Here is a 24,370-nt window from a genome sequence, read left to right as displayed (position 1 = left end):
TTGAACCGCCGTATACGGATCCGTACGTACGGTGGTGTGAGAGGACGGCGGATGTAAATCCGCCTCCTACTCGATTCGGGTACCACGGGACAACCTTGTCTCATTAGCCGCACTACCAGACCTCCAGGGCTTACAAGCGCTACTGCTTTTGCGGGTCGAACTGCTTGTCCCTGATAAACAGCGCCGGAATCACGCCGCAGATAAAGTAGGCAGCGCCCATGACCAGAAAACCCACACCGATCGAGCCATGAGAGGCGAGGAACCCGATAGCAGCCGGAGCAATCGCTGCACCCAGACGCCCAATATTGTAGGCCCCACCCACGGCAGATCCACGAAATTTGGCTTCGAAGCTTTCGGTCATGTACGTGGCGTTCACGCCGTAGGGAATACCGTACAAAAAGCCGAACACCACCAGCATCCAGAGTATGTTTTCCTGGCTCTGGAACAGCACGATCACCGGCAGAAACACTGCCGTTCCCAGTGCGCCAAAGGCGAATACGCTTCTACGTCCCACGCGGTCTGCAGCCATGCCAGCGAGAATTTTGCCGAGGATCATGGCGGTGTAAGTGCCCACCATGTAGCCGGTCATGGACTTGAGGTTCATGCCCAGCTCACTCTCCAGGTAGGTTGGCAGCCAGTTGTTCACTCCGTAGTAGCCGAACTGTAGGAAACCGGCAGTCAGCGCCCAGCACAAAAACATCCGGCGCGCCTGGGGATCGCTGAAAATCTGCTTGTACATGCTGTCACGTTTCACCACTGATCCCTGACGGATTCCCGCGAGTTTTTCTTTGGCTCGCTCGGCCTGGGCGTTGATCCAGGCCTGTGGTTCCGGTACGAAACGTTGCATCACCAGAGCAAGGATCACCGGGATAATCGCGATATAGAAAAGCCAGCGCCAGCCATGGACCGGCAAGATCCAGCCAGCCAGCAAGGTCGCGACAATGTAGCCCACAGACCAACCGGCCTGGAGGGTGCCAAGCACGGTGGTGCGATAACGGGTAGGGACGTACTCGGACATCAGGGTATTGCACGCCACATACAACGCGCCGATTCCTAATGAAGCCAGGAACCGGATAGTTGCGAACTGCCAGTAGGTTTGCGTCAGGCCCAGGGCGGCTGTGCCGACGGAGAACAGCAAAATACTCCAGACCACGGTTTTCACCCGGCCGAATCTGTCACACGCCCAGCCACCGTAGATTCCGCCGATCGCCATCCCGGCCAAGGTGAAACTGCCCAGGCTTCCGGCCTCTACGTTGGTGAGGCCAAACTCAGCCTTCAGACTATTGAGGCTGTAAGACAGCAACATCAAATCGGCGCCGTCGATTAACAAGCCGAGAAAACAAAAAATAAAGACCAGTACCCAAGTACTGGACTTGGCGTGCGCCGTCGCGCTTGCCTGAGCAGCAGCGTCCATAGAGTTACCTTATTGTATTTATGGGGTAGAACTGGAGCAGGAAAGGGCGTTTGCCTCAGCCTTGAGCGTCTCGAATCATGTTTCGCGCAATTACAATCTGCTGGATCTGGGTGGTGCCTTCATAAATGCGGAACAGGCGCACATCTCGGTAGAAGCGCTCTATGGCGTATTCGCTGACATAGCCGGCGCCGCCATGGATCTGCACACAGCGATCGGCAACGCGCCCGCACATTTCCGTAGAAAACATCTTGGCGCACGAGGCTTCGGTGCTCACATTGTGGCCATCGTCGCGTTTGCGGGCAGCATCCAGGACCATACAGCGGCTCGCGTAGATTTCCGCTTTGCTGTCGGCCAGCATTGCCTGGATCAGCTGGAACTCAGCGATAGGTTTACCAAATTGTTTGCGTTCCAGCGCATAGCGCAGGGCATCGTCGAGCATCCGCTCAGCCGCCCCCACACTCAAAGCCGCAATGTGCAGGCGGCCCTTGTCGAGGACTTTCATGGCGGTTTTGAAACCCACGCCTTCGAGGCCGCCGATCAATTGGCTGGTTGGCACGCGAGCGTTTTCAAAGATGACGTCACAGGTGTGGGCGCCTTTGTGGCCCATCTTGTGGTCGGGTTTGCCCAAGGACACACCGGGTGTACCGCGTTCGACGATAAACGCGCTGATACCGCCAGCACCTTTAATTTCGTTGCTTGTACGCGCCATCACGGTATAGATGCCGGCGTGTGGGGCGTTGGTGATGAAACGCTTGGTGCCATTGAGGATGTAGCTGTCGCCATCGCGCACGGCGCTGGTCTTGAGCGAGGCGGCATCAGAGCCGGCATCGGGTTCAGTCAGGCAGAAAGAGCTGAGCAACTCGCCGCTGGCAAGCTTGGGCAGGTAATGCTGTTTCTGCTCGGCGGTGCCATCCAGGAGAATACCGATGGAGCCAATGCCGTTGTTGGTGCCGATGTAGGATCGAAACGCCGGGGATGTGCGCCCTAATTCAAAGGCGATATTCACCTCTTCTTCCATCGTGACGCCCAGTCCGCCGAACTCTTCCGGCAGCGTGAGACCGAACAGCCCCATGGCCTGCATCTGTTCGACGATGTCCTGGGGGATCGAGTCGGTGTCAGCCACCTCATTTTCGCGAGGAATCAGCACCTCGCCGACAAATTGGCGAAGTGAATCCAACAGAATCTGCAGGGTTTCGGTATCACGGATCATGTGCGCTCCTAACGCTCGGGGGCGAGCGGTTCTTTTATCAGGGCGCCGTTACTCCGTTGCGTCAGCGAGCAGCGGCGCCAATGTTGTTAACCATGTTGATCAGGCGCGGCCCGATATCGTCCATCAGTCGTTCACGCGGCAGTTGAAAACTCGGTCCGCCGCAGTTGAAGGTCAGCAACCCGTACTGCGGATGCAGCAGCGGTACCGCTACGGAGTTCACGTCGCGATGCCACTCGCCGATCGACAGGCAAAAGCCATAGTCGGCGTAATCCCTGAAGGCCCGGTCCAATCCCTTGCGAATGGTTGGCCACTGCTCCGATTCACGCTGGCGGATATGGTCGAGCAAAAACTCTCGCTCGGTCTCGGGCATTGCCGCCAGGCAAGCGCGGCCTACCGAGCTCTGTGCCAGTGGCAAGTAACTGCCGGTCTGGCGGCGCATGGTCATGTTGCCCTGACCCTGAACCACATCCAGGTACACCATCTGCAGGCGATCACGGGAAGCCATGGCGACCGCCGCCTGCGCATGATTGGCCAGCTCTTCCATCAACGGATGAGCCACCGTGCGAATCGCCAGGTTCGACAGCATGGCGTAGCCAAAACCCAGCACCCCGACATCCAGCTGATACTTGCCCGAATGCACTTCACGTTTAAGGCAACCCAGACGCATCAGCGTGTTGGTCAATCGCGTAACGGTCGGTTTGGGCAGGCCGGTCAGACGTGCCAGATCCTGATTGCCCAACACGTTGTCGCGTGGGGTAAAGCACCGCATCAACTCCAGCCCGCGTGCCAGCGCCGTTACGAACTGACCGCTGTTTTCGTCATCGCTCAACGCGCTGGTGGGGTCGAGCATGCCCATCTTAAGTAACCCGATTTCGTCCGCTCCGCTTTTCGTGTCGGCGGCCTGTTGATCTGCCTTGATGCGAGCCATGGTAGAACCTCAATTTAAATAAATGCAAGAAAATAAAATGTAGTTTCGCTAGGCGAAATTATATGCGCTAGCGTTCTAAAAACCAATAGACATGTTTTATGTCGGTAAAGACCAGTAAATACTGGGCTTTACGCAGGGTTAAGCTTTTTCTGTTTACAGGACTTCGTAAGGATACCTATGATTGATGGTAAATACGGAATCCAGTTTCGCCTGTCGAAACAATAATAAGAGGTCGATATGAACTCCCACCCAGAGCACGTCGTGCATCTGCACATACAAGACAATGCAGTCGCAGTCGTGCGCATTGAGCGGCCCGAAGTCAAGAACGCCCTTAACAGCGCCGTCCGTGAGCAACTGGCCGATATCTTTCGCGCCTTGGCTGCAGATGACCGCGTGCGTTCAATCGTCCTCACGGGCGGCGAGCAGTGCTTCGTTGCCGGCGCCGACATCCGCGAGTTTGCCCAGGCCAGCCCTGTCGAGATGTATCTTCGTCACACGGAACGCTTGTGGGACGCTATCGCTCGCTGCCCCAAACCGATCATCGCTGCCGTGAATGGGTTTGCGCTGGGCGGCGGCTGCGAACTGGCGATGCACTGCGACATCATTGTTGCCGGTCAATCGGCGCGCTTCGGTCAACCCGAAGTCAAGCTTGGCCTGATGCCTGGAGCTGGCGGCACTCAACGGCTGATCCGCGCAGTCGGCAAATTCCAGGCCATGCGAATAGCGTTGACCGGATGCCTGGTGCCTGCCCCCGAAGCACTTGCGATGGGCATGGTCAGCGAAGTGGTCAGTGATGAGCTCACTCTGCCCCGATCCCTTGAACTGGCCGCGCAAATAGCCGCGTTGCCGCCTCTGGCCGTCGCACAGATCAAAGAAGTCATGCTGCTCGGTGCCGACCTGCCTCTGGAGAGCGCATTGGCCTTGGAGCGCAAGGCATTTCAGTTGCTGTTTGATTCCAGGGATCAAAAGGAAGGCGCCACTGCGTTCCTTGAAAAACGCCAAGCAACCTTTACTGGAGAATGACCCATGACACGTGAAATCAAACGGATGGCTGTCGTGGGCGTGGGTGTCATGGGCACGGGCATTGCCCAGATTGCGGCACAGGCCGGCGTTGAGGTCATGCTGTTCGATAACCGTGAAGGTGCCGCGCAGGCCGCTCGCGAAAACCTCCAACAGACCCTGGACAAGTTGGTGGCCAAAGGCAAAATTGCGGCCAGTGACGCCCACGCAACCCTTGAGCGTGTGCGTGTTGCCAGCGCATTGAGTGATCTCAGCGACGTTGACGTAGTGGTGGAAGCCATCATTGAGCGCCTCGATGCCAAGCAAGCCTTGCTCGCCGAGCTTGAGGGCGTCGTTGGCGACGACTGTATTCTTGCTACCAATACCTCTTCGCTGTCGGTCACCAGCATCGCACGCGAGTGCCGCAAGCCTGAACGTGTGGCAGGGTTTCACTTTTTCAATCCGGTGCCGCTGATGAAAGTGGTGGAGGTCATTGATGGCCTGGCCAGTGATCCTCGCGTCGGTGACAGCCTGCAGGCATTGGCCGCGCGGATGGGGCACCGAGGGATCCGCGCCAAAGACACCCCTGGCTTCATCATCAACCACGCGGGTCGCGCTTACAGCACTGAAGCCTTGCAGATACTCAAGGAAGGCGTCGCCGAGCCCGCCGAGATTGATCGCATTCTGCGCGAAGGCCTGGGTTTCCGCATGGGCCCCCTGGAGCTGTTCGACCTCACCGCGCTGGATGTCTCCCACCCAGTGATCGAGTCTATTTATAACCAGTTCTACCAGGAACCCCGTTATCGGCCCGCTGCGCTGACCCGCCAAATGCTTGAGGCTGGCTATGTAGGGCGTAAGGTGGGGCGTGGTTTTTACCGCTATGCCAACGGCCAAATGGTCGATGTTCCGCAACCCCAGCCCGTGCCTGTTGTGGAGTCTATGCCGCCTGTGTGGTTGGGTACCGAGAATGATGCTGACCGTACCAGCCTCAGCGCGCTGTTGGGGCGACTGGGCGCCCAGGTGGAGCAGGGCAGCACGCCTTCCGACGCTGCGCTTTGCCTACTGGCGCCCTATGGCGTGGACGCGACACGCGCAGCGCAGCGTTTTGGCGTAGACCCGACGCGCACGATCTGTATTGACCCGCTGCTCGATTGCACGCGCTACCGCACACTCATGCTCACACCGGCAACCGGCATCGATATGCGCCAAGCGGCTCATGCGCTGCTGTCTCGCGACGGTGTGGGCGTCAGCGTGATCAATGACAGTGTCGGCTTCGTCGCTCAGCGGGTGCTGGCGATGATCGTCAACCTGGCGGGCGATATCGTCCAACAACGCATAGCCAGCGTCGAAGACCTTAATGAAGGCGTGCGTCGTGGGTTGGGTTACCCGCAGGGCCCGCTGGCCTGGGGCGACAGTGTCGGCGCGCAGCGCTTGCTGACCATCCTCGAACGCATGACCGAACTGACCGGGGACCCGCGTTATCGGCCTGGCCCCTGGCTGCGCCGTCGTGCGGCCCTGGGCTTATCGCTGTGCCATCCAGAACCGACACTGACCTGATCTATCAACGCTTAGGAAACTGCCATGCTTGATGCTTATATTTTTGCGGGGTTACGTACGCCTTTCGGTCGCCATGCGGGCGCCCTCGCGCCAGTACGGCCTGACGACCTTGCGGCCCACGTGATTCGGGAACTGCTCGCGCGCAACGCCATCCCTGGCGAAGCTATCGAGGACGTCATTCTCGGCAATACCAATCAGGCCGGTGAGGACAGTCGCAATATTGCGCGTCACGCGGCACTGCTTGCCGGGATGCCCGTTACTGTGCCTGGGCAGACGGTCAACCGATTGTGCGCCAGCGGGCTGGCAGCCGTGATTGATGCCGCGCGCGCAGTCACTTGCCAGGAAGGTGAATTGTATGTGGCCGGTGGGGTGGAGAGCATGTCGCGCGCACCCTTCGTCATGGCCAAAGCCGAGGCTGCCTACAGTCGGGATTTTACGGTGTACGACAGCACCATCGGCGCGCGTTTTCCAAACCCCAAAATCTTGGCGGAGTTTGGTAATGACACCATGCCGCAGACTGGCGACAACGTGGCGCAGGAATACGGCATCGACCGTGAACAGGCCGACGTTTTTGCGGCCCGCTCGCAAGCCAATTACGAAGCCGCGCGGGAAAGCGGTTTCTTTGACGATGAAATTCTGGCCGTCAGCGTGCCCACTGGCCGTAAAACACCGCCCAACCTTGTGGAACACGACGAACACCCGCGCCCGCAATCTGACCTCGCGGCGTTGAGCCGGCTGCGACCTCTGCACGAGGGCGGGGTGGTCACCGCCGGCAATGCATCCGGTGTCAACGACGGCGCTGCCGCGCTATTGATCGGCTCGCGTGCGGCAGGCGAACACCATGGTCTGGTGCCCATGGTGCGCATCCTGTCGAGCGCAGTTGCAGGTATCGCACCTCGCATCATGGGTGTGGGGCCTGTGGAGGCAATCAATAGAGCGCTGGCGCGGGCAGGCCTGACGTTGGCGGACATGGACATCATCGAAATCAACGAAGCATTTGCCAGCCAGGTTTTGGGTTGCCTCAAAGGGCTCGGCGTGGCGTTCGACGACCCTCGCGTCAACCCCAATGGCGGCGCGATTGCGGTGGGCCACCCCTTGGGCGCCTCCGGTGCGCGTCTGGCCCTCACTGCGGCGCGCACGTTGCAACGCAGCGGTAAGCGCTATGCCGTGGTGAGTCTGTGTATCGGTGTCGGCCAAGGGCTGGCGATGGTGATCGAGCGTGTGTAACCGCTCAAGCAAAGGTGAAATGACATGGGTGCTTTGACTGGATACCGCGTACTCGACTTGAGCCGTGTGCTTGCCGGCCCCTGGTGCGGGCAGACACTGGCCGATCTGGGCGCAGAAGTGATCAAGGTCGAACGGCCGGGCGTGGGCGACGATACCCGTGGTTGGGGCCCGCCCTGGATGAAAGGCCAGAGCGAAGGGTTGACCTCTGAAGCGTCGTATTACCAATCGACCAATCGCGGCAAGTTATCGGTAGCGCTGAACCTGGCTAGCCCGCAAGGGCAGGAGTTGGTGCGTGCACTGGCGACCGACTGTGATGTGCTGATCGAAAACTACAAGGCTGGCTCGCTGGCCAAGTACGGATTGGATTACGCCTCGTTGTCGCAGTTGAACCCTCGGCTGGTGTACTGCTCCGTCACAGGATTCGGGCAGACCGGCCCGCGTGCGGCCGAACCTGGTTACGACTTCATCGTGCAGGGCATCGGCGGGCTGATGAGCATTACCGGCGAGCGCGATGATTTACCCGGTGGCGGTCCGCAGAAGGTTGGCGTGGCTTTTTCCGACCTGATGACCGGCCTCTATTCCACGGTTGCCATCCAGGCGGCGCTGCTCAGCCGGGAAAAAACCGGTGCAGGGCAGCACATCGATATGGCGCTGCTGGACGTGCAGGTCGCAACTTTGTGCAATCAGAGCCAGAACTACCTGGCCTCGGGCAAACCGCCGGGGCGTTATGGCAATGCTCACGCCAATATCGTGCCGTATCAGGTGTTCCGTGCCAGCGACCAGGACTTCATCATTGCCTGCGGCAACGACTCGCAGTTTGTCGCGCTGTGCGACGCCATTGGCCTGGGCCACCTGCCGGCAGACCCTCGATTTACCCGTAACGCCGACCGTGTGGCCAATCGCGAAGCGATCATCGAGATCTTGTCACGGCACTTCCTGGACGGTCGGGCACAGGAGTGGATTGACCGAGTCCATCCGCGTGGTGTGCCCATCGGTGCGATCAACAGCATTGCCCAGGCCCTGGATGAACCTCAGGTCAAGGCGCGCAACATGCTGGTGACCATTCCACACCCGCTCAAGGCAGACTTCGTGACGGTCGGCAGCCCGATCAAGATGTCGGGCACACCCGTGGAATACCTGCGTCCGGCGCCGATGCTGGGCGAGCATACGGATGAAGTGCTCAAGCGTCAGCTGGGGCTGGACGACGAGCGTCTGGCGCAGTTGAAGGCCAGCGGTGTGATCGAGCAACTGGGCGAGCGCTGATCTTTTTTCCCGGTATGCCGGTGGCGTATCGGGTTCACTATGTTGCTATGGAGTTATCCATGAAAGTTCTGGTAGCCATCAAGCGGGTGGTCGACTACAACGTGAAAGTTCGCGTCAAGGCGGACAATTCCGGCGTCGACCTCGCCAACGTCAAGATGTCGATGAATCCATTCTGCGAAATCGCAGTGGAAGAAGCCGTACGCCTGAAAGAGCTCTCTATAAAAGAAGGGCGCGTGGCGACTGAAATCGTCGTGGTTTCCATCGGCCCAACCACTGCTCAAGAGCAGCTGCGTACTGCGCTGGCGCTGGGTTCCGACCGCGCCATCCTGGTGGAGTCCGCTGAAGATCTGACGTCCCTGGCCGTTGCCAAGCTGTTGAAAGCGATTGTGGACAAGGAACAGCCTGAACTGGTGATCCTCGGCAAACAAGCGATCGACAGCGACAATAACCAGACTGGCCAGATGCTCGCGGCATTGAGCGGTTATGGGCAGGGCACGTTTGCGTCGAAAGTGGAAATCAGCGGCGACAGCGTTGCCGTGACCCGCGAAATCGACGGCGGCGCGCAGACGGTTTCCCTGAAACTGCCGGCCATCGTCACCACCGACCTGCGTTTGAACGAGCCGCGTTATGCGTCCCTGCCAAACATCATGAAAGCCAAGAAGAAGCCTCTCGAAGTGCTGACTCCGGATGCTTTGGGCGTTTCCACCGCCTCCACCAACAAAACCGTGAAAGTCGAAGCGCCTGCTGCACGCAGCGCGGGTATCAAGGTCAAGTCGGTGGCTGAACTGGTCGAGAAACTGAAAAACGAAGCGAAGGTAATCTGATTATGACTATCTTGGTAATCGCTGAACACGACAACAAGGTAGTGGCCCCGGCCACCCTGAATACCGTAGCTGCCGCTGCCAAAATCGGTGGCGACATCCACGTTCTGGTTGCCGGCCTTGGCGCTGGCGCCGTGGCTGAAGCCGCTGCGAAAATCGCTGGCGTGGCTAAAGTGCTGGTGGCCGACAACGCCGCCTATGCGCATCAGTTGCCGGAAAATGTTGCGCCTCTGATTGCTGCTCTTGTTCAAGAAGCAGGTGGCAGGAGCTACAGCCACATCCTGGCTGCCGCCACTTCCAACGGCAAAAACATCCTGCCACGTGTTGCTGCTGCGCTGGACGTTGACCAGATCTCCGAGATCATCTCGGTAGAAAGCGCTGACACTTTCAAGCGCCCGATCTACGCCGGTAACGCCATTGCCACCGTTCAGTCGAACGCGTCGGTGAAAGTGATCACTGTTCGTGCGACCGGCTTCGACCCAGCAGCTACGACCGGTGGTTCGGCTGCCGTTGAAGCCGTTGCTGCTGCTCACGATGCTGGACTTTCCAGCTTCGTTGGCGAAGAGCTGGCCAAATCGGATCGTCCGGAATTGACCGCTGCCAAGATCGTCGTTTCCGGCGGCCGTGGCATGCAGAACGGCGACAACTTCAAACACCTGTACGCCCTGGCCGACAAGCTGGGCGCTGCCGTGGGTGCTTCCCGCGCCGCGGTCGACGCAGGTTTTGTCCCTAACGACATGCAGGTCGGTCAGACCGGCAAGATCGTTGCGCCACAGCTGTACATCGCCGTCGGTATCTCCGGCGCGATCCAGCACCTGGCCGGCATGAAAGACTCCAAGGTGATCGTCGCGATCAACAAGGACGAAGAAGCGCCGATCTTCCAGGTGGCCGATTACGGCCTGGTGGCGGACTTGTTCGAAGCCATCCCTGAGCTGCAGCAGGCTCTGTAAGCACCGCACGCCAGGCGAGCGAAAAGCTCGCCTGGCACAGACTCAATCGTACGAGCCCTTGCCGGGCATTTTGATGCCATGCGCGTTCACTTTGCGGTACAGCGTTGCACGGGAGACCCCCAGTTCGCGCGCGGCCAACAGGGGTTTCCAGCGGTTGCGCACAAGCGTGTCGATCAACGCCTGGCGTTCCGGGCTGCCGCTGGCCGTATCCTGGCCTTTTACCGGCGCACTCGCGCCGAGCGTCGCTGGCAGATCATCCGCGCCGATCACCTGGCTTTTACACACAGCACAGGCGTATCGCAGCACGTGATGCAGTTGGCGCATGTTGCCCGGCCAGCTGTAATTCAAGAGCATTTCCAGCGCAGACTCGCTCAGTTCAACACGCTCGCCCGAGCGCTCGCACTCATCGTCCAGGAGTCTGTTGATCAACGCCAGTTTGTCTTTGCGTTCGCGTAGCGGCGGAATATCGAAGCGTGCGCCGCTCAGGCGGAAAAACAGGTCTTCACGAAAGCTGCCAGCTTCAACCAGCGTGGCGATATCGCGGTGGCTGGCACACACCACCTGAATATCGATGGCCTGGGTGCGTGCACCACCCAGGGGGGCCACTTCACCTTCGCTGAGTACTCGTAACAGGCGGGTTTGCAGGGCCAGGGGCATGTCGCCGATTTCATCGAGAAACAACGTGCCGCCGTCAGCCTGCTGCAACAGACCTCGCATGCCTTTGGTCGAAGCGCCGGTAAAGGCGCCAGCGGCATAACCGAACAACTCACTCTCTATCAGGCTCTCGGGAATCGCTGCACAGTTCACTGCGACAAAGGGCTTGTCTCGACGTTTGCTGGCGGCATGCAGTTGCAGGGCAAAAAACTCTTTGCCCGCACCGGTCTCACCATGGATCAGCACGGGCAAACCGCGATCCTTGACACGTACCGCCAGCTCCAGCGCCTGCGCAACCTTGGGGTCCAGCGCTGATGCCGGGTTGCCGGCCAGTGGGAGACTGACGGGGCGGCGGGGCGCCTTGAGGCGTACGTGCAACCCCATCGACGGCAGAAAGTGGATGTTGTCGTCCCCAGCGGCGGGCAGCTTTGCTGAGGCAAAGGCTTCGTCGATATGTGCGGGGATTCGGCCACAACGCTGTAGCAGCAGGCGCCGCGCAGCGGGGTTGAGCGCCTCTATGCGGCCATCCCGGTCCCAGGCGAACAGGCATTGCGGTTGGCTGTCGACATAACCGGGCATAGGGTGTGCCCTTAGTACCCATAGGTCTTGGGTGCTGTACATGAAGTACGCGTTTTCGAGTTCGGTAGCACTTTGAATGACCATTTGCCGAATCAAATGCTGACTGCGCCGGTCATCGGGAGCACGCACTGAAGAAACGTCCAATACCGCCAGGATCTCGCCGCCAGGTGAAAATATCGGCGCCGCAGAGCAGGTATTGCCGATAAACGCTGCACGGAAATGATCGAGTTTGTGCACGGTGACCGGCAGCTTGTCGATTAACACCGCGCTGACCGCTGTCGTGCCTTCTTCCTTCTCCGACCAGCACGTGCCGACGTCCATGCCGGAGCGCCGGTACTCGCCGCGCAAGGCTGAGTCGATCCGGTAGTCGACGGTACATCCCAGCGTATCGGTGAGCATCACGCAGTAATCGGCGTCGCGTACGCGGCTGTGAAGCCGTGACATTTCATCACCTGCCAGATGCAGGAAGTCGTCGACACGCTGGCGGTGCTCATTGATCTGGTGAGCCTCCAGCACCCTTGGCCCCTGCAGGGACCCAGGGTCGAGCTTGTAATGCTGCACCGAGCGACGCCAGGAATCGAGGATGGCGTTGGGCACCGGCAGGGTCGGGGCATTCTGGGCAGTGCGCAGTACGCGACTCACGTGTTCCACATGAGTCTTCGAAAAACCAGAGGACATGGTACCTCCGAAGGTTGGATCTTATTTTTCTGTTGATGGCCATTAAAGGCGGCTTGGCCAATCCCTTCAAGCTGAATCAGTCGGCCGGTGCCGGTGAGACATAACCGCTCAGTATTCGCAGCGCCTCGCGGGAGACACGAGCGGTTATGTCTTGCGGCGGCCGGTCGGGCAGCGCCGATCCATCATGCGTCTAGCGCTCTATTCCGGGCTTTATGGCCCGACAGCAAGAGGTTGGCACCCGACTTGCTCTGTCAGTCTCAGCAGGCCGCGTCGAACGGTCGCATCTCAACAACAATAACGACAGAGGCAATACATGAGCGAATTCAACGCTGTGAATTTCTCCCTGAACGGCAAGGTTGCCCTGGTGACCGGCGCTGGCCGTGGCATTGGCCAGGGTATTGCGCTGAGCCTGGCCCGGGCCGGTGCAGAACTGGTGCTGGCCGATTACGACCTGGGCATCGCGCAAGAGGCTGCCGCCTTGGTCCAGGCCCTGGGTCGTCGGGCTGTGGCCCTGCAAGTTGATGTCAGCAAACCCGAGAGTGTCGTCAGTTTGATTGAGCAGGTCAGGGCGCAATTTGGTCGCCTGGATGTGGCGGTCAACAACGCGGGCGTGGTCAGCCTCGGTCGGGTCGATGAACTGGCCGTCAGCGAGTGGGACCGCATCATGAATATCAACGCCCGTGGCGTATTCCTCTGCTGCCAAGCCGAACTCAAGCTGATGCGTGAGCATAACTTCGGCCGCATCATCAACCTTGCCTCAATTGCCGGCAAAGTCGGTTTCCCGGACCTCTCTCACTACAGCGCCTCCAAATTCGCCGTGATTGGTTTTACCAATGCCTTCGCCAAGGAAGTTGCCCGCGAAGGCATCACGGTTAACGCCCTCTGCCCCGGTGTGGTGGGCACCGGAATGTGGCGCGGTGATGAGGGGCTTTCTGCGCGTTGGGCGCAACCCGGCGAAACCGAAGTGCAATCCTGGGAGCGGCATCAGTCCAGCCTGCTCCCTCAGGGGGAAGCGCAAACCGTGGAAGACATGGGCCAATTGGCGGTTTACCTGGCGTGCGCTCCCCACGTTACCGGGCAGGCGATCGCTGTTGATGGCGGCTTCTCGCTCTAACTGATCCCCGCTCACTTAGCAGGTTTATGTCCGCTGAATCCTTATTCAGGGGAGCGGATACGGCTTGCCTGCAGCTTTGTTGTTGAGTGAAGCCTGCAGGCGCACTGATCGAAACAGGAGAACATAATGACAACTGCAGTTCTGGCCAAACGTTCCGTTGGCACCGACGTTATCAACTACGACGCCATCGTGATCGGTGCAGGTTTCGGCGGCATCTACATGCTCAAGAAATTGCGTGATGAATTAGGCTTGAAGGTGCGCGCCTTCGACAAGGCCGGTGGTATCGGCGGTACCTGGTTCTGGAACCGCTACCCCGGCGCCTTATCCGACAGTGAATCGTTTGTCTATTGCTTCTCCTGGGACCGTGAGCTGTGCCAGGCGTGGGACATCACCACGCGCTACCTGACCCAGCCGCAGATACTGTCCTACCTGAACCACGCCGTGGATCGCCACGATCTGCGGCGCGATATCCAGCTTGAGACAGGCATCACTGCCGCCGTGTTCGACGAGCAGAGCAGCCGCTGGCTGGTCACGGCCGATGACGGTCGTCAATACAGCGCCAAATACCTGGTGACGGCGCTAGGCCTGTTGTCCGCAACGAATGTGCCCAAGATCAAAGGCCTAGATCAGTTCAAGGGGAGCATGTATCACACCGCCAACTGGCCGGCCGATGCCGTACTGGAAGGCAAGCGCGTAGGTGTGATCGGTACGGGTTCGACAGGTTGCCAGGTCATCACCGCGATCGCACCGACCGTTGGCTACCTGACCGTTTTCCAACGCTCTGCCCAGTACACCGTGCCGGTGGGCAACGGTCCGGTCAGTCGCGAATACGTCGACGATATCAAACGTAACTACGACGCCATCTGGCAGGAGGTGCGGTCCTCGCGCCTGGCATTCGGCTTCCCCGAAAGCGACATTCCGACCATGAGTGTGGACGCAGCTGAACGCAAAGCCATCTTCCAGCGCGCCTGGGATGGCGGTGGCGGCTTCCGCTATATGTTCCAAACCTTCAACGATATCGCCACCAGTGAAGAGGCCAATATCGAGGCGCAAAATTTCGTTCGCGAGAAAATCGCCGAGATCGTCAAGGATCCGGAAATCGCCCGCAAGTTGATGCCCCGCGATCTCTACGCCAAGCGCCCGCTGTGCGACAGCGGTTACTACGCGACCTTCAATCGTCCCAATGTGTCTCTGGTTGACGTCAAGGCCAACCCGATCGAAGAAATTACCGCCAAGGGCATTCGGACGGCCGATGGCATAGAGCACGAGCTTGATGTGCTGGTGTTTGCCACCGGTTTTGACGCCGTGGACGGTAACTACAAACGCATCGATATTCGCGGCCGCGATAACGTCTTGATGAAGGATCACTGGGCGGACGGACCGTCCAGCTACTTGTCGGTGGCCACCGCCAAATTCCCGAATATGTTCATGATCCTGGGGCCTAACGGTCCGTTTACCAACCTTCCACCGACGATTGAAACCGAAGTGGAGTGGGTCTCCGATCTGATTGGTTTCATGGAGCAGAACGAGTTGGCCTGTGTGGAACCGTCTGCGCAAAGCGAGCAGGAATGGGGCAAGACCTGCCAGGACATTGCCGATCAGACGCTGTTTGCCAAGACTGACTCATGGATCTTCGGCGCCAATATCCCCGGTAAAAGCAACAAGGTGTATTTCTACATGGGGGGGTTGGGCGCGTTCAGCGAGCAATTGGCAGCGGTCAAGAACGATGACTACCGGGGCTTCAAGTTCAAGGCCGTGAGTGTCGAAGGGGCGCCCAAACGTCGCGTAACGGAGAACCTGCAATGAGCTTGAACAACCCCGAACTCTTGCGTCATCGAGCCTTTATCGACGGTGAATGGCTGGCTGCAGACAACGAAGCCACGATCACGGTGAACAACCCGTCGACGGGCGCCACCATTGGCCAAGTACCGCGCATGGGCAAGGCTGAAACCCGCCGCGCCATCGAAGCGGCCGAGCGCGCTCTGCCGGCGTGGCGTGAGCTTTCTGCCAAGGCCCGCGCCAATGCGTTGCGGCGTTGGTACGACTTGATTATCGAAAACCAGCGCGACCTGGCTCACATCATGACCTTGGAACAGGGCAAGCCGCTGCCTGAGGCGCTGGGTGAAATCGTCTTCGGTGCCTCCTATATCGAGTGGTATGCGGAGGAGGCGAAGCGGGTCTACGGCGATATTATTCCGGGCGCAACGGACAAACGCTTGCTGGTCATCAAACAGCCCGTGGGCGTGTGCGCCGCCATCACGCCGTGGAATTTCCCCAGCGCAATGATCACCCGCAAAGCCGGTCCGGCGCTGGCCGCTGGTTGCACAATGGTCATCAAGCCGGCCTCCCAGACGCCGTTCTCGGCATTGGCGCTGGTTTACCTCGCCGAACAGGCGGGCATTCCCAAGGGGGTGCTGTCGGTGGTGACGGGCGCAGCGGCAGAGATTGCCGAGGAGCTGACCAGCAACCCGGTGGTGCGCAAGATTTCCTTCACGGGGTCCACTGAGATCGGTCGCCAGATCATGGAAAAATGTGCCCACGACATCAAGAAAGTCTCTCTGGAACTGGGCGGCAACGCGCCCTTTATTGTGTTCGACGATGCCGATCTGGACGCTGCCGTTGAAGGCGCACTCGCGTCGAAGTTTCGCAATGCAGGGCAGACCTGCGTCTGCGCGAATCGACTGTATGTGCAAGACAAGGTGTATGACGCCTTTGTCGACAAACTTGCCTCAGCCGTGGCTGCTCTGAAGATTGGCGATGGTTTTACCGAGGGCGTCACGCTTGGGCCGCTGATTGATGGCAAGGCCGTCGCCAAGGTGCGCGAGCATATCGAGGATGCTTTGGCTAAAGGGGCCAAGGTTGTCCAGGGCGGTGGTGCGCACCCCCAGGGCGCCAATTTCTTTGAGCCCACGATCTTGGTGGATGTGCCGGGCACCGCTCGTGTCGCCAAGGAAGAAACTTTCGGTCCGCTTGCACCGGTCTTTCGCTTCTTCGATGACGCCGAAGTTATCGCTAAAGCCAACGACACCGAGTTCGGCCTGGCGGCGTATTTCTACACCGCGAACCTCAGCCGGGTGTTTCGTTTGGGCGAGGCGCTGGAGTACGGCATCGTTGGCGTCAACACCGGGATTATCAGTTCCGAAGCCGCACCGTTTGGTGGGGTCAAGGCGTCGGGTGTCGGCCGGGAAGGCTCCAAATACGGGCTGGAGGATTACCTGGAGATCAAATACCTGTGCCTGGCCGGCATTTGATCTGTATCGACCCATTTTCAGCTGATTGCTTTCTTGAGTGACCGCAAGGGCGCTGCCCTGCGGTCCGGTCAACGCTGTGTCGTAAACATAAAAACAATAGGGTAAATCGACATGAACATCGCTTGGAAATTGCCGCTGGGGCTCGGGCTCCTGTCATGCATCGCTGTGCCTGCCTCTGCCGACGACGCTTACTCGAAATGGGGGACCGGAGATTGGGGAGGGGTACGCAGTGAGCTGCTGGAGCAGGGCGTTGACGTGATCGTCGGTTATGTCGGCGAAGCCGCCACCAATGTGCACGGGGGCTACAACCATGACCGCACGGCGCGCTACACCGCGCAATGGGCACTGGGCACGCACCTGGATCTGCAAAAATTACTGGGCTGGAATGAGGCCGAGTTCCAACTGCTGGTGACGGAGCGCAATGGCAACAACCTCTCCAACGATCGCGTTTCTGACCCCCGCGCACCGCAACTCAGCTCGGTGCAGGAGGTGTGGGGCAGGGGACAAACCTGGCGCCTGACCCAGATGTGGTACCGCCAGAAATTTTTCAACAGCGCCTTGGACCTCAAATTCGGCCGCGTGGGCGTCAACGAGGACTTCGCCAGCTTCCCATGCGACTTTCAAAGTCTGTCGTTTTGCAGTGCCCCCATCGGCAACGTCGCCGGCGATATCTGGTACAGCGGGCCGGTGAGCCAGTGGGGCGGGCGTGTGCGCTATAACCTCGATGAACACTGGGCGGTGCAGGTCGGGGTGTATGAGCAGAATCCGTCGTATCTGGAGACAGGCAACGGTTTCAAGCTCAGCGGCAGTGGTACCAAAGGCGCGTTGGTACCGGTGGAGATTATCTGGAAGCCAACCCTCGGCGAAGAAGCCTTACCCGGTGAATACCGCCTGGGTTACTACCACAGCAGTGCCAGCGCCAACGACCTGTACGACGACGTCAACGGTAACCCGCAGGTGTTGACCGGGCAGGCGCCAAAGTTGCACAGCAGCAAACACGGCGCATGGATCATTGGCCAACAGCAGCTCACTGCCCATAACGGCGATGCCTCACGCGGTCTGAGCGTATTTGCCAGCTTGACCGTGCACGACAAGGCCACCAGTGGCATCGAAAGCTTCCAGAATATCGGCGCGGTCTACAAAGGCCCGTTTGATGCGCGGCCCAAAGATGACCTCGGCGTGGGCATCGCCCGCCTCAAGGTCAATGACGACGTCACTAAGCGCCAGCGCCTGATCAATGACAGCACCGGCATCGGTGACTACAACGACCCGCAGTACGTTCCCGTGCAGCACAGCGAATACAACATCGAACTCAATTACGGCGTGCACGTCACCGATTGGCTGACCGTGCGCCCGAACGTGCAGTACGTGCGCAATCCAGGTGGCGTTTACGAGGTGGACAATGCCTGGGTCGCCGGTGTGAAGCTGCAGGCGAGTTTCTGAGCCTGGGCAGATGTGTGAGCAGTCTTTAACCCCCCATCACGAATAAGAAGGAACACCAGCATGAGTAAGTCCTTGGGAAAAGTTGCTTTTGTAACCGGTGCCGGTCAAGGGATCGGAGAAGCCATTGCCGTGCGCTTGGCGGCGGATGGTTTCGCCGTAGCCTGCGCCGATATGAATCTTGAAACGGCCGATCAAGTGGCTGAAAACATCAGGAAAACGGGCGGCAAAGCCCTGGCGATAAAGGTCGATGTGGCCGATCGGGAGGATGTTTTCAAGGCCGTGCAGGCAGCGGTGGATGGCTTGGGTGACCTGCATGTGCTCATCAATAACGCAGGCATTGCGCCCATTGCTGCCATCGAGGCGATTACGCCAGAGATCTATCGGCGAACGTTCGACATCAACGTGGGCGGTGTGCTCTGGGGCATACAGGCGGCAGTCAACGCGTTCAAGGCGTTGGGTCATGGCGGCAAAATCATCAGTGCTTCGTCGCAGGCGGGCCATATCGGCAATCCGAACCTGGCGGTGTACGGCGGAACCAAATTTGCCGTGCGTGGCATCACCCAGACAGCGGCGCGGGAATTGGCGCACCTGGGTATCACCGTGAATGCCTACTGCCCTGGCATCGTCAATACACCGATGATGCGCAAGGTTGCCCAGGATGTGGCTGATAACGCCAGTCAAAGCATTGAGTGGGGGATGGAACAGTTTGCCCAGCACATCACCTTGAAGCGGCTTTCCCAGCCCGAAGACGTGGCAGCCTGCGTGTCGTTCCTGTCGGGCCCTGACTCCGACTACATGACCGGTCAGGCCGTGATCATTGATGGCGGAATGGTATTTAACTGATTCGTCATCAGCGCAGAAGATCGCTCAAGCGTGCACACGTTGAGCGTTCTGCCCAGGCGACATGAGGGAATGAGATGACTATTACCAAAGGCATTGCATCGCCGGCCAAATTTCTGGTCCAGGCCGATGCGCTGGTGGGTTTAGCGATACATGGCAAAGCGTTCGGGGCCAATGGCTATTTGATCTGCGATCAATTTATCGTCGGCCGGGTTCATGAGAAAGCGATGCCGGGGTTCAAGAACGAACAACGCGCGGAGTTGGCCGTGTTTGGCGGGCAGTGTTCCGACAGCGAAATCAACAGGCACGTGGAAGCGGCACGTGAGGGTGATGACGTGGTTCTAGCCGACACGCGCATTCTGGCCGAATCGAGGAAGTGGTAGACATTGCGATAACCGTCGGTTTGCCACTGACGCTCGAAGACTTGGGTCTCAAACACTTCAAGGAAGCGGAGTGGAGAAAAGTGGCGGAGTTGGCCTGCGATAAAAAAGACACGATGCACAACATGCCGTTCACGGTGACGCCGGACCTGGTGTATGACGCGATCGTGGCGACGGACGCACTGATGCAGGCGTTCAAGCGACAAAAGGCTGTGCACTAGCGATTTGATTGAGTACCCGTTTTGAGGCGTCCATAGCGCTGAAACGGTTTGGCGCCGTCAATCGTTCAACCGGATTGCCGGCGCCTTTTTTGATCACGAAACTCAGACCGGCTCAAGCCATTACATCGGCAAGGGATTCGGCGATCAGTTGATAGGAGCGGCAACGCGCCTTGGCGTCATAAATGCGCGCATCAATGATCACTTCATCGACTTGGGTCGTTGTAATGAACTGGCGTAGCCAACTGCTGACGTCGTCCTGGTCACCTGTTGCGGTGCATAGCATCGCCTGATTGAGCGTGTGCCGATCACTATTTGTAAGCTTATCCATGAAGCCCTCCGAGGGACGGGGCAGCGGGCCTGCTTTACCTGTGTACAGGTTGCACACCCACTGCCGGTGAGAGCTGGCGATGTAATCGGCTTCGGCCCGCGACGGGGCTGCAAAAACATTGACGCCTGCGATCACATAGGGCTGCTCGAGCGTCGCCGATGGGCGAAACGACGTACGGTAGTGCGTGATCGCATCCATCAAAAAGCGCGGTGCGAAGTGTGACGCGAAGGCATAGGGCAGCCCGAGCTTGGCGGCAAGGTCTGCGCTGGCCATGCTTGAGCCCAGGAGCCAAAGTGGCACGTCGTGGGCTCCGGGAATCGCCCGCACCGGCTGATGCCCGTTGTCTGCCAGGTAATCCTGCAAGTGTTGAATATCCTGAGTGAAGTCACGCTCAGAAGCGTCACCACGCAAGGCGCGGATGGCTGCCCCTGCAGAACCTGGTGCTCGACCGATACCCAGGTCGATGCGGCCAGGGAACAAGGTGGCCAATGTTCCGAACTGCTCGGCCACCATCAACGGGGAGTGGTTGGGTAGCATGATGCCGCCGGAGCCCACCCGCAGGGTGCGTGTGGCCGCTGCCAGATGCTGGATGAGCAGGGTGGTGGCCGAAGAGGCGATGCCCGGCAGGTCATGATGCTCGGCAACCCAGTAACGTTTGTAACCATGGGCTTCCACTTGTCGCGCCAGTGCGACCGCGTCATCCAGGGTGTCAGTGAAGGTTTTACCTTCGCCTATCATCATCAGGTCAAGCACAGAGAGGGCAGTCATTGCAGACTCCTTTTTCATATCAGGTGGAGAGGGCGTTACAGCGATGAAAAGTCCGACCAATGCGGATGACGTTCCAGGCGACTATCAATGTCCCTAAGGGTTACCAGGCAGCGTTGCAGCTTCAGGTAAATATCGCCTCCGTAGTCCCAGCCGAGCACGCCAATGCTGCCTGTGTATCCCACGCTGTTCAGCGCTGCGACCACGGCGAAGTTGTCCAGCTCTCCACGGTCAACCGGCTCCATGGTGGCCACGCCGCCCCAGCCCAGTTCGCTGAGCGCGCTCCCTGAAAGTACGACTTGCATCAACCAGGGTTGCATGGCTTCAAGACGCTGCTGAAGTCCGCCTTCCTGGCTGGCGTACCAGTGATAACCATTGAACGATGCACCCAGGCGCGGATGAGCGAAGTATTCACAGATCTGAACCACCTGAGCCGTGGTCTGGGTGACGTGATGAAGATGGGGGTACAGCGCGATTCTCAAGCCTCGACGTTCTGCAATAGGCAGCACCGACTCGATGAACCGCATAATGGCCGGGCTGCCGTTGACCGAGGTCTGGACCGCCAGTTCGATGAGTTCCACCCCTTCGACGCTTTCGATGATTCGCCTTATGAGGTGATCATTGCGACCTTCGTGCAGCACCAGGTAGAGGCCTTCGACGCGCAGGCCATACAGTTCACCCACGCGCGGCAGCAGGCGCAGGTCGGTCAGCGGCGTGCCGCCCCAGGCCGAAACGGTGAGGCCGTCATAACCGAGTTCGGCGAGCATTTCGCACTGCGACTGGAAGGCGTAAACGCCCATTGAAGAGTAAAAAAATGAATCGAGTGCATGGACGCGATGGGCCACGGTCTGTCTCCTCGCCTAGCGTGGCGTTTCGGTCAACAAGGCCCATTCAGGGTGTGCGGCCAGGCGTTGCTCCATGGAGCGAAATGCCGCGGCTGAGCGGCGCAGGTTGCCGTAGACGTCGCCACCCATGCTTTGCCACCCCAGCACGCCAACACGCCCGGTAAAACCGCGGCGCTCAAGGGCGCCCAGCAGAACGAAATTATCCATCTCGCCTTCATCAAGCGGTTCGATGGTCGCCAGACCACCCCAACCCAATGGAGAGCGACGTGTGCCGGCAATATTCACGTGTTGGAGCCAAGGCCATATCGCATCAAGGCGTTCTTCCAACGCTTGTTCTTCAGTGGCGTACCAGTGATAACCGTTGAACACGATATTGAGCAGGGGATGGTTGAACTCCCGGCACAGTGCGACGGCTTCCGAGGTCGTTTGCATACCGTAGCGTGCGTGGGGATAAAGGTTGATGTTCAGGCCTCTGCGCTCACAAATAGGCAACAGGCGCTCAAGCATGCGGCGGTCAAAATTCGTGACTTCATCACCTGAATGCAGCGCCAGTTCAATCGTGGTGCAACCTTCAATGCTCTCGAAAACCTGGGTCACGAATGATTCCAGGCCCTTGCGGTAGATCAAGTAGACCGCGCCTACGTCCAGGCCCCAGGTCGGTTTGACGCGAGGAATCGACTTCAGGTCTTGGCTCCACGCAGACATCGTCAAGCCTTGATAGCCATGCTCGGCGAGCATTTCGCACTGTGCGGCCAGAGGATAGGTGCCCATGGCGGTCTGGAAGATAAAATCCATGTGGTGAAGGGGGTGTTTCATCGGGCGGCCTGCGTAGGTTGAGGGGCAACGGGGAGGGCGATGCTTGGAAAATGCGGAAGGAGGTATTCAGCCAGTTCGTCGATGACTTCAGCGGCAGGGCGGCGCTGTGGTTTGAAGTGCAGGGCGACATGACCCACGCCCTGATCCTGCTGGCGTTTCCAATGCTCTATCAGGGTATTACGCCCGGCGCGCAGCACGCGTCCCGCCTCAACGGGATGGTTCGGATCGCGATCCAGATCAAACAACGTGCCGTAGCCATAGGGTTTGTGCACCTCGTTGCCGCAGACGGCACGCCAGCGCTCGATCACCTGGGGAATCAACGCCGGGTTGGACGTGTAGGAAAGAATCCCGTCAGTGTGTTCACCGATCCATTCCAGCGACTGGCCCGCGTGGCCGACGATAAGGGTGGGCAAGCGCGCCCCGACGGGTTTGGGGATCAAGTCAATTTCACCGTTCAACTGGCCATAGAAACGCGACGTATGCGTGGCCCAATGGCTTTGCGTGGTCGCGCAGATGATGCCCAGTGCGTCCCGGAAGCGTTCGGCGCGGTTGTCAAAATTCAGTCCGAACGCCGGGTATTCGATCGGCCGGTCGCCGGTGGCCAGCCCCAGGATGAACCGCCCGCCCAGCAGTTGGTCCACGCTCGCGGCCTGTTTGGCAACAATCAGTGGATCACGCAACGGCAGGACGATACCCGCGGTGCCAATCGCAATTTGCTTGGTAACGGCAGCCAGGTAGCCCGCATAGACCAGTGGATCGAGAATCTGGCCAACGTCCCCAAAATTAGGGTCATAGAACGGCACATCGCGCAGCCAGATCGCGGAAAATCCAGCTTCGTCTACGCGTTGAGCCATCTGCGCGTGATCCTGCAAGGTGGGGCCTGGGCTGTTGGGGTAGCTTTCCAGCGGAGCAATGAAACCGAAGGTCAAATGCCCCGGTTTGAATACACGGGCATAGCCGGGGTGCTGCTGAAGGTCCTGGGCGATTGCACGCGCGCGAGTCTGAGAGGTCATCGGGGTAGGCTCGTATTAGCGGATGGCCGCGACGTTGAAGGCGAGAAACACTCCCTAAAGTCACGATGGAGGGGACTATAAACGGTATAGTTAGAAAGAAAAACAGGATGCAATTCCGATCATTTATGAAAATAAAGCTCAAATAGGCGAGGCTGTTTATGGATCATTTCGGCGCGCTCAGCGCATTCGTTCAGGCGGCGCATACCCGCAGTTTTACTGAGGCCGGACGCAGGATCGGGGTGTCTTCGTCGGCCGTTGGCAAGGCCGTCGCGCGGCTTGAAGAAGAGTTGGGAGTGCGCCTATTCCATCGCTCCACGCGGGCGATTACCTTGACGGCGGAGGGCAGTCTTTTTCTTGAGCGTTGCCAACGGATTTTTGCTGAGTATGAAGTCGCCAAGCGAGAGCTCACGCAGGCTGCAGGCAATCCCCAGGGCAAGTTACGCCTCGGTTTGCCACAGCTCGGCATGCGGTTGATGCCTCATTTGATTGCGTTTCAGCAAGCGTATCCCGAAGTGGAATTGGAGCTGGAGTTCAGTGATCGCTTGGTCAATGTGATTGAGGAGGGCTTCGATGCGGTGATGCGCATCGGCGAAGTCGACGACTCCCGACTGATGATGCGTAAGCTCAATGGCTACAGCCATCGGTTGGTTGCATCGCCAGACTACCTTTCGCGTAGGGGGGTCCCTTCGCGGCCAGCGGACCTTACGAACCATGCTTGCCTGCGATACCGCTATCCCACCAGCGGTAAGCTTGATCCCTGGCCATTGGTGATGAAGAAAGGGCAAGACACGCTGGAGCTGGGGCAATCGGCGACATCCAACGCGATTGAAGCCTTACTGGCTATGGCGGAGGCGGGACAGGGCGTTGCCTGCCTGCCCGATTTTTTTATCGAGGACGCCATCGCGGTTGGGCGCTTGGTGCCGGTGTTGGACCGCTACATCAGTGATCACCGTACGTTCAGCATCCTGTGGCCATCCAGCCGGCAGCCCCTGCCCAAGATCAAGGCGTTTGTCAGCTTCATGGCCTCACGCTTGACGTGAACCCCGCTGTGCCACAAGCGCAAATGCCGGCGCA

Annotated in this window: 22 protein-coding genes; 14 read left to right on the top strand and 8 right to left on the bottom strand. The window is 59.1% G+C overall.

Annotated elements, in window-relative coordinates; genetic code table 11:
* Positions 1 to 139: 139 nt before the first annotated feature.
* The 3 genes from AAEZ09_RS23910 to AAEZ09_RS23900 form a co-directional block, all read right to left on the bottom strand.
* Positions 140 to 1,414 (bottom strand): MFS transporter, encoded by a 1,275-nt coding sequence (locus AAEZ09_RS23910; RefSeq protein ID WP_350601040.1) that lies wholly within the window; start codon positions 1,412 to 1,414, stop codon positions 140 to 142.
* Positions 1,415 to 1,469: 55 nt separating this feature from the next.
* Positions 1,470 to 2,624: an acyl-CoA dehydrogenase family protein gene (locus tag AAEZ09_RS23905; protein ID WP_045058471.1), complete on the bottom strand. Its 1,155-nt coding sequence runs from the start codon at positions 2,622 to 2,624 to the stop codon at positions 1,470 to 1,472.
* Between the two features lie 61 nt (positions 2,625 to 2,685).
* Positions 2,686 to 3,552, bottom strand: coding sequence for an IclR family transcriptional regulator (locus AAEZ09_RS23900; protein WP_045058470.1), 867 nt, complete (start codon positions 3,550 to 3,552; stop codon positions 2,686 to 2,688).
* 237 nt (positions 3,553 to 3,789) lie between these two features.
* On the opposite strand from AAEZ09_RS23900, the gene AAEZ09_RS23895 reads away from it, so the two are divergent.
* From AAEZ09_RS23895 to AAEZ09_RS23870, 6 genes are read left to right on the top strand one after another with little or no spacing between them, the layout of a single operon-like run.
* Positions 3,790 to 4,575, top strand: coding sequence for an enoyl-CoA hydratase (locus AAEZ09_RS23895; RefSeq protein ID WP_045058469.1), 786 nt, complete (start codon positions 3,790 to 3,792; stop codon positions 4,573 to 4,575).
* A gap of 3 nt (positions 4,576 to 4,578) precedes the next feature.
* Positions 4,579 to 6,108, top strand: coding sequence for a 3-hydroxyacyl-CoA dehydrogenase (locus tag AAEZ09_RS23890; RefSeq protein WP_350601039.1), 1,530 nt, complete (start codon positions 4,579 to 4,581; stop codon positions 6,106 to 6,108).
* 24 nt (positions 6,109 to 6,132) lie between these two features.
* A complete protein-coding gene (locus AAEZ09_RS23885) occupies positions 6,133 to 7,335 on the top strand; it encodes a 3-oxoadipyl-CoA thiolase (RefSeq protein ID WP_045058467.1) in 1,203 nt (400 codons plus the stop codon).
* A 24-nt stretch (positions 7,336 to 7,359) separates the two neighbouring features.
* Entirely contained in the window at positions 7,360 to 8,598 is a 1,239-nt protein-coding gene (locus AAEZ09_RS23880) for a CaiB/BaiF CoA transferase family protein (protein ID WP_350601038.1), read from the top strand.
* Positions 8,599 to 8,657: 59 nt separating this feature from the next.
* On the top strand, positions 8,658 to 9,422 hold the full coding sequence (locus AAEZ09_RS23875) for an electron transfer flavoprotein subunit beta/FixA family protein (protein WP_350601037.1): 765 nt from the start codon (positions 8,658 to 8,660) through the stop codon (positions 9,420 to 9,422).
* A 2-nt stretch (positions 9,423 to 9,424) separates the two neighbouring features.
* On the top strand, positions 9,425 to 10,369 hold the full coding sequence (locus AAEZ09_RS23870; protein ID WP_350601036.1) for an electron transfer flavoprotein subunit alpha/FixB family protein: 945 nt from the start codon (positions 9,425 to 9,427) through the stop codon (positions 10,367 to 10,369).
* Between the two features lie 42 nt (positions 10,370 to 10,411).
* Here AAEZ09_RS23870 and AAEZ09_RS23865 read toward each other — a convergent pair whose 3' ends face one another.
* Complete coding sequence (locus AAEZ09_RS23865) at positions 10,412 to 12,280, bottom strand: sigma-54-dependent Fis family transcriptional regulator (protein ID WP_350601035.1); 1,869 nt, start codon at positions 12,278 to 12,280, stop codon at positions 10,412 to 10,414.
* Positions 12,281 to 12,593: 313 nt separating this feature from the next.
* Between AAEZ09_RS23865 and AAEZ09_RS23860 the strand changes: the two genes are divergently transcribed.
* The 7 genes from AAEZ09_RS23860 (at position 12,594) to AAEZ09_RS23830 (ending at position 19,529) form a co-directional block, all read left to right on the top strand.
* On the top strand, positions 12,594 to 13,394 hold the full coding sequence (locus tag AAEZ09_RS23860; RefSeq protein ID WP_045058462.1) for an SDR family NAD(P)-dependent oxidoreductase: 801 nt from the start codon (positions 12,594 to 12,596) through the stop codon (positions 13,392 to 13,394).
* A gap of 126 nt (positions 13,395 to 13,520) precedes the next feature.
* Positions 13,521 to 15,200: a flavin-containing monooxygenase gene (locus AAEZ09_RS23855; RefSeq protein WP_350601034.1), complete on the top strand. Its 1,680-nt coding sequence runs from the start codon at positions 13,521 to 13,523 to the stop codon at positions 15,198 to 15,200.
* Positions 15,197 to 16,645, top strand: a complete 1,449-nt coding sequence (gene gabD / locus AAEZ09_RS23850; protein WP_045058460.1) for an NADP-dependent succinate-semialdehyde dehydrogenase — start codon at positions 15,197 to 15,199, stop codon at positions 16,643 to 16,645. The genes AAEZ09_RS23855 and gabD overlap by 4 nt, the downstream gene beginning before the upstream one ends.
* A gap of 111 nt (positions 16,646 to 16,756) precedes the next feature.
* Positions 16,757 to 18,088: a carbohydrate porin gene (locus tag AAEZ09_RS23845; RefSeq protein ID WP_350601033.1), complete on the top strand. Its 1,332-nt coding sequence runs from the start codon at positions 16,757 to 16,759 to the stop codon at positions 18,086 to 18,088.
* 60 nt (positions 18,089 to 18,148) lie between these two features.
* The gene (locus AAEZ09_RS23840) at positions 18,149 to 18,931 is read left to right on the top strand and encodes a (S)-acetoin forming diacetyl reductase (RefSeq protein WP_350601032.1); all 783 of its coding nucleotides are present in this window, start codon (positions 18,149 to 18,151) and stop codon (positions 18,929 to 18,931) included.
* Positions 18,932 to 19,005: 74 nt separating this feature from the next.
* Positions 19,006 to 19,311, top strand: a complete 306-nt coding sequence (locus AAEZ09_RS23835) for a dehydroquinate synthase/iron-containing alcohol dehydrogenase family protein (protein WP_350601031.1) — start codon at positions 19,006 to 19,008, stop codon at positions 19,309 to 19,311.
* The gene (locus AAEZ09_RS23830) at positions 19,305 to 19,529 is read left to right on the top strand and encodes a hypothetical protein (protein ID WP_350601030.1); all 225 of its coding nucleotides are present in this window, start codon (positions 19,305 to 19,307) and stop codon (positions 19,527 to 19,529) included. The genes AAEZ09_RS23835 and AAEZ09_RS23830 overlap by 7 nt, the downstream gene beginning before the upstream one ends.
* Positions 19,530 to 19,641: 112 nt before the next feature.
* Here the strand turns inward: AAEZ09_RS23830 and AAEZ09_RS23825 are convergent, their stop codons facing one another.
* From AAEZ09_RS23825 to AAEZ09_RS23810, 4 genes are read right to left on the bottom strand one after another with little or no spacing between them, the layout of a single operon-like run.
* A complete protein-coding gene (locus AAEZ09_RS23825) occupies positions 19,642 to 20,625 on the bottom strand; it encodes an LLM class flavin-dependent oxidoreductase (RefSeq protein WP_045058457.1) in 984 nt (327 codons plus the stop codon).
* 35 nt (positions 20,626 to 20,660) lie between these two features.
* Positions 20,661 to 21,467 carry a TIM barrel protein gene (locus AAEZ09_RS23820; RefSeq protein WP_350601029.1) on the bottom strand — a complete coding sequence of 269 codons (807 nt, stop codon included), beginning with the start codon at positions 21,465 to 21,467 and terminating at the stop codon, positions 20,661 to 20,663.
* A gap of 15 nt (positions 21,468 to 21,482) precedes the next feature.
* Entirely contained in the window at positions 21,483 to 22,283 is an 801-nt protein-coding gene (locus tag AAEZ09_RS23815) for a sugar phosphate isomerase/epimerase family protein (protein WP_045058455.1), read from the bottom strand.
* On the bottom strand, positions 22,280 to 23,296 hold the full coding sequence (locus AAEZ09_RS23810; RefSeq protein WP_350601028.1) for an LLM class oxidoreductase: 1,017 nt from the start codon (positions 23,294 to 23,296) through the stop codon (positions 22,280 to 22,282). Before AAEZ09_RS23810 ends, AAEZ09_RS23815 begins: the two co-directional genes overlap by 4 nt.
* Positions 23,297 to 23,454: 158 nt before the next feature.
* On the opposite strand from AAEZ09_RS23810, the gene AAEZ09_RS23805 reads away from it, so the two are divergent.
* Complete coding sequence (locus AAEZ09_RS23805) at positions 23,455 to 24,336, top strand: LysR family transcriptional regulator (protein ID WP_045058454.1); 882 nt, start codon at positions 23,455 to 23,457, stop codon at positions 24,334 to 24,336.
* The last annotated feature ends 34 nt before the right edge of the window (positions 24,337 to 24,370 follow it).

The organism is Pseudomonas sp. 65/3-MNA-CIBAN-0223, assembly GCF_040310425.1.
Lineage (GTDB): Bacteria > Pseudomonadota > Gammaproteobacteria > Pseudomonadales > Pseudomonadaceae > Aquipseudomonas > Aquipseudomonas gregormendelii.
This window is presented reverse-complemented; position numbering and strand designations above follow the sequence as displayed.

Bases quoted from the DNA above. Each gene is read 5' to 3' on its own strand.
- AAEZ09_RS23835 (WP_350601031.1), top strand. From the start codon at position 19,006: ATGACTATTACCAAAGGCATTGCATCGCCGGCCAAATTTCTGGTCCAG.
- AAEZ09_RS23910 (WP_350601040.1), bottom strand. From the start codon at position 1,414: ATGGACGCTGCTGCTCAGGCAAGCGCGACGGCGCACGCCAAGTCCAGT.
- AAEZ09_RS23805 (WP_045058454.1), top strand. From the start codon at position 23,455: ATGGATCATTTCGGCGCGCTCAGCGCATTCGTTCAGGCGGCGCATACC.
- AAEZ09_RS23865 (WP_350601035.1), bottom strand. From the start codon at position 12,280: ATGTCCTCTGGTTTTTCGAAGACTCATGTGGAACACGTGAGTCGCGTA.
- AAEZ09_RS23840 (WP_350601032.1), top strand. From the start codon at position 18,149: ATGAGTAAGTCCTTGGGAAAAGTTGCTTTTGTAACCGGTGCCGGTCAA.
- AAEZ09_RS23885 (WP_045058467.1), top strand. From the start codon at position 6,133: ATGCTTGATGCTTATATTTTTGCGGGGTTACGTACGCCTTTCGGTCGC.
- AAEZ09_RS23855 (WP_350601034.1), top strand. From the start codon at position 13,521: ATGACAACTGCAGTTCTGGCCAAACGTTCCGTTGGCACCGACGTTATC.
- AAEZ09_RS23895 (WP_045058469.1), top strand. From the start codon at position 3,790: ATGAACTCCCACCCAGAGCACGTCGTGCATCTGCACATACAAGACAAT.
- AAEZ09_RS23825 (WP_045058457.1), bottom strand. From the start codon at position 20,625: ATGACTGCCCTCTCTGTGCTTGACCTGATGATGATAGGCGAAGGTAAA.
- AAEZ09_RS23810 (WP_350601028.1), bottom strand. From the start codon at position 23,296: ATGACCTCTCAGACTCGCGCGCGTGCAATCGCCCAGGACCTTCAGCAG.
- AAEZ09_RS23860 (WP_045058462.1), top strand. From the start codon at position 12,594: ATGAGCGAATTCAACGCTGTGAATTTCTCCCTGAACGGCAAGGTTGCC.
- AAEZ09_RS23875 (WP_350601037.1), top strand. From the start codon at position 8,658: ATGAAAGTTCTGGTAGCCATCAAGCGGGTGGTCGACTACAACGTGAAA.
- AAEZ09_RS23905 (WP_045058471.1), bottom strand. From the start codon at position 2,624: ATGATCCGTGATACCGAAACCCTGCAGATTCTGTTGGATTCACTTCGC.
- AAEZ09_RS23870 (WP_350601036.1), top strand. From the start codon at position 9,425: ATGACTATCTTGGTAATCGCTGAACACGACAACAAGGTAGTGGCCCCG.
- AAEZ09_RS23900 (WP_045058470.1), bottom strand. From the start codon at position 3,552: ATGGCTCGCATCAAGGCAGATCAACAGGCCGCCGACACGAAAAGCGGA.
- AAEZ09_RS23890 (WP_350601039.1), top strand. From the start codon at position 4,579: ATGACACGTGAAATCAAACGGATGGCTGTCGTGGGCGTGGGTGTCATG.
- AAEZ09_RS23815 (WP_045058455.1), bottom strand. From the start codon at position 22,283: ATGAAACACCCCCTTCACCACATGGATTTTATCTTCCAGACCGCCATG.
- gabD (WP_045058460.1), top strand. From the start codon at position 15,197: ATGAGCTTGAACAACCCCGAACTCTTGCGTCATCGAGCCTTTATCGAC.
- AAEZ09_RS23880 (WP_350601038.1), top strand. From the start codon at position 7,360: ATGGGTGCTTTGACTGGATACCGCGTACTCGACTTGAGCCGTGTGCTT.
- AAEZ09_RS23845 (WP_350601033.1), top strand. From the start codon at position 16,757: ATGAACATCGCTTGGAAATTGCCGCTGGGGCTCGGGCTCCTGTCATGC.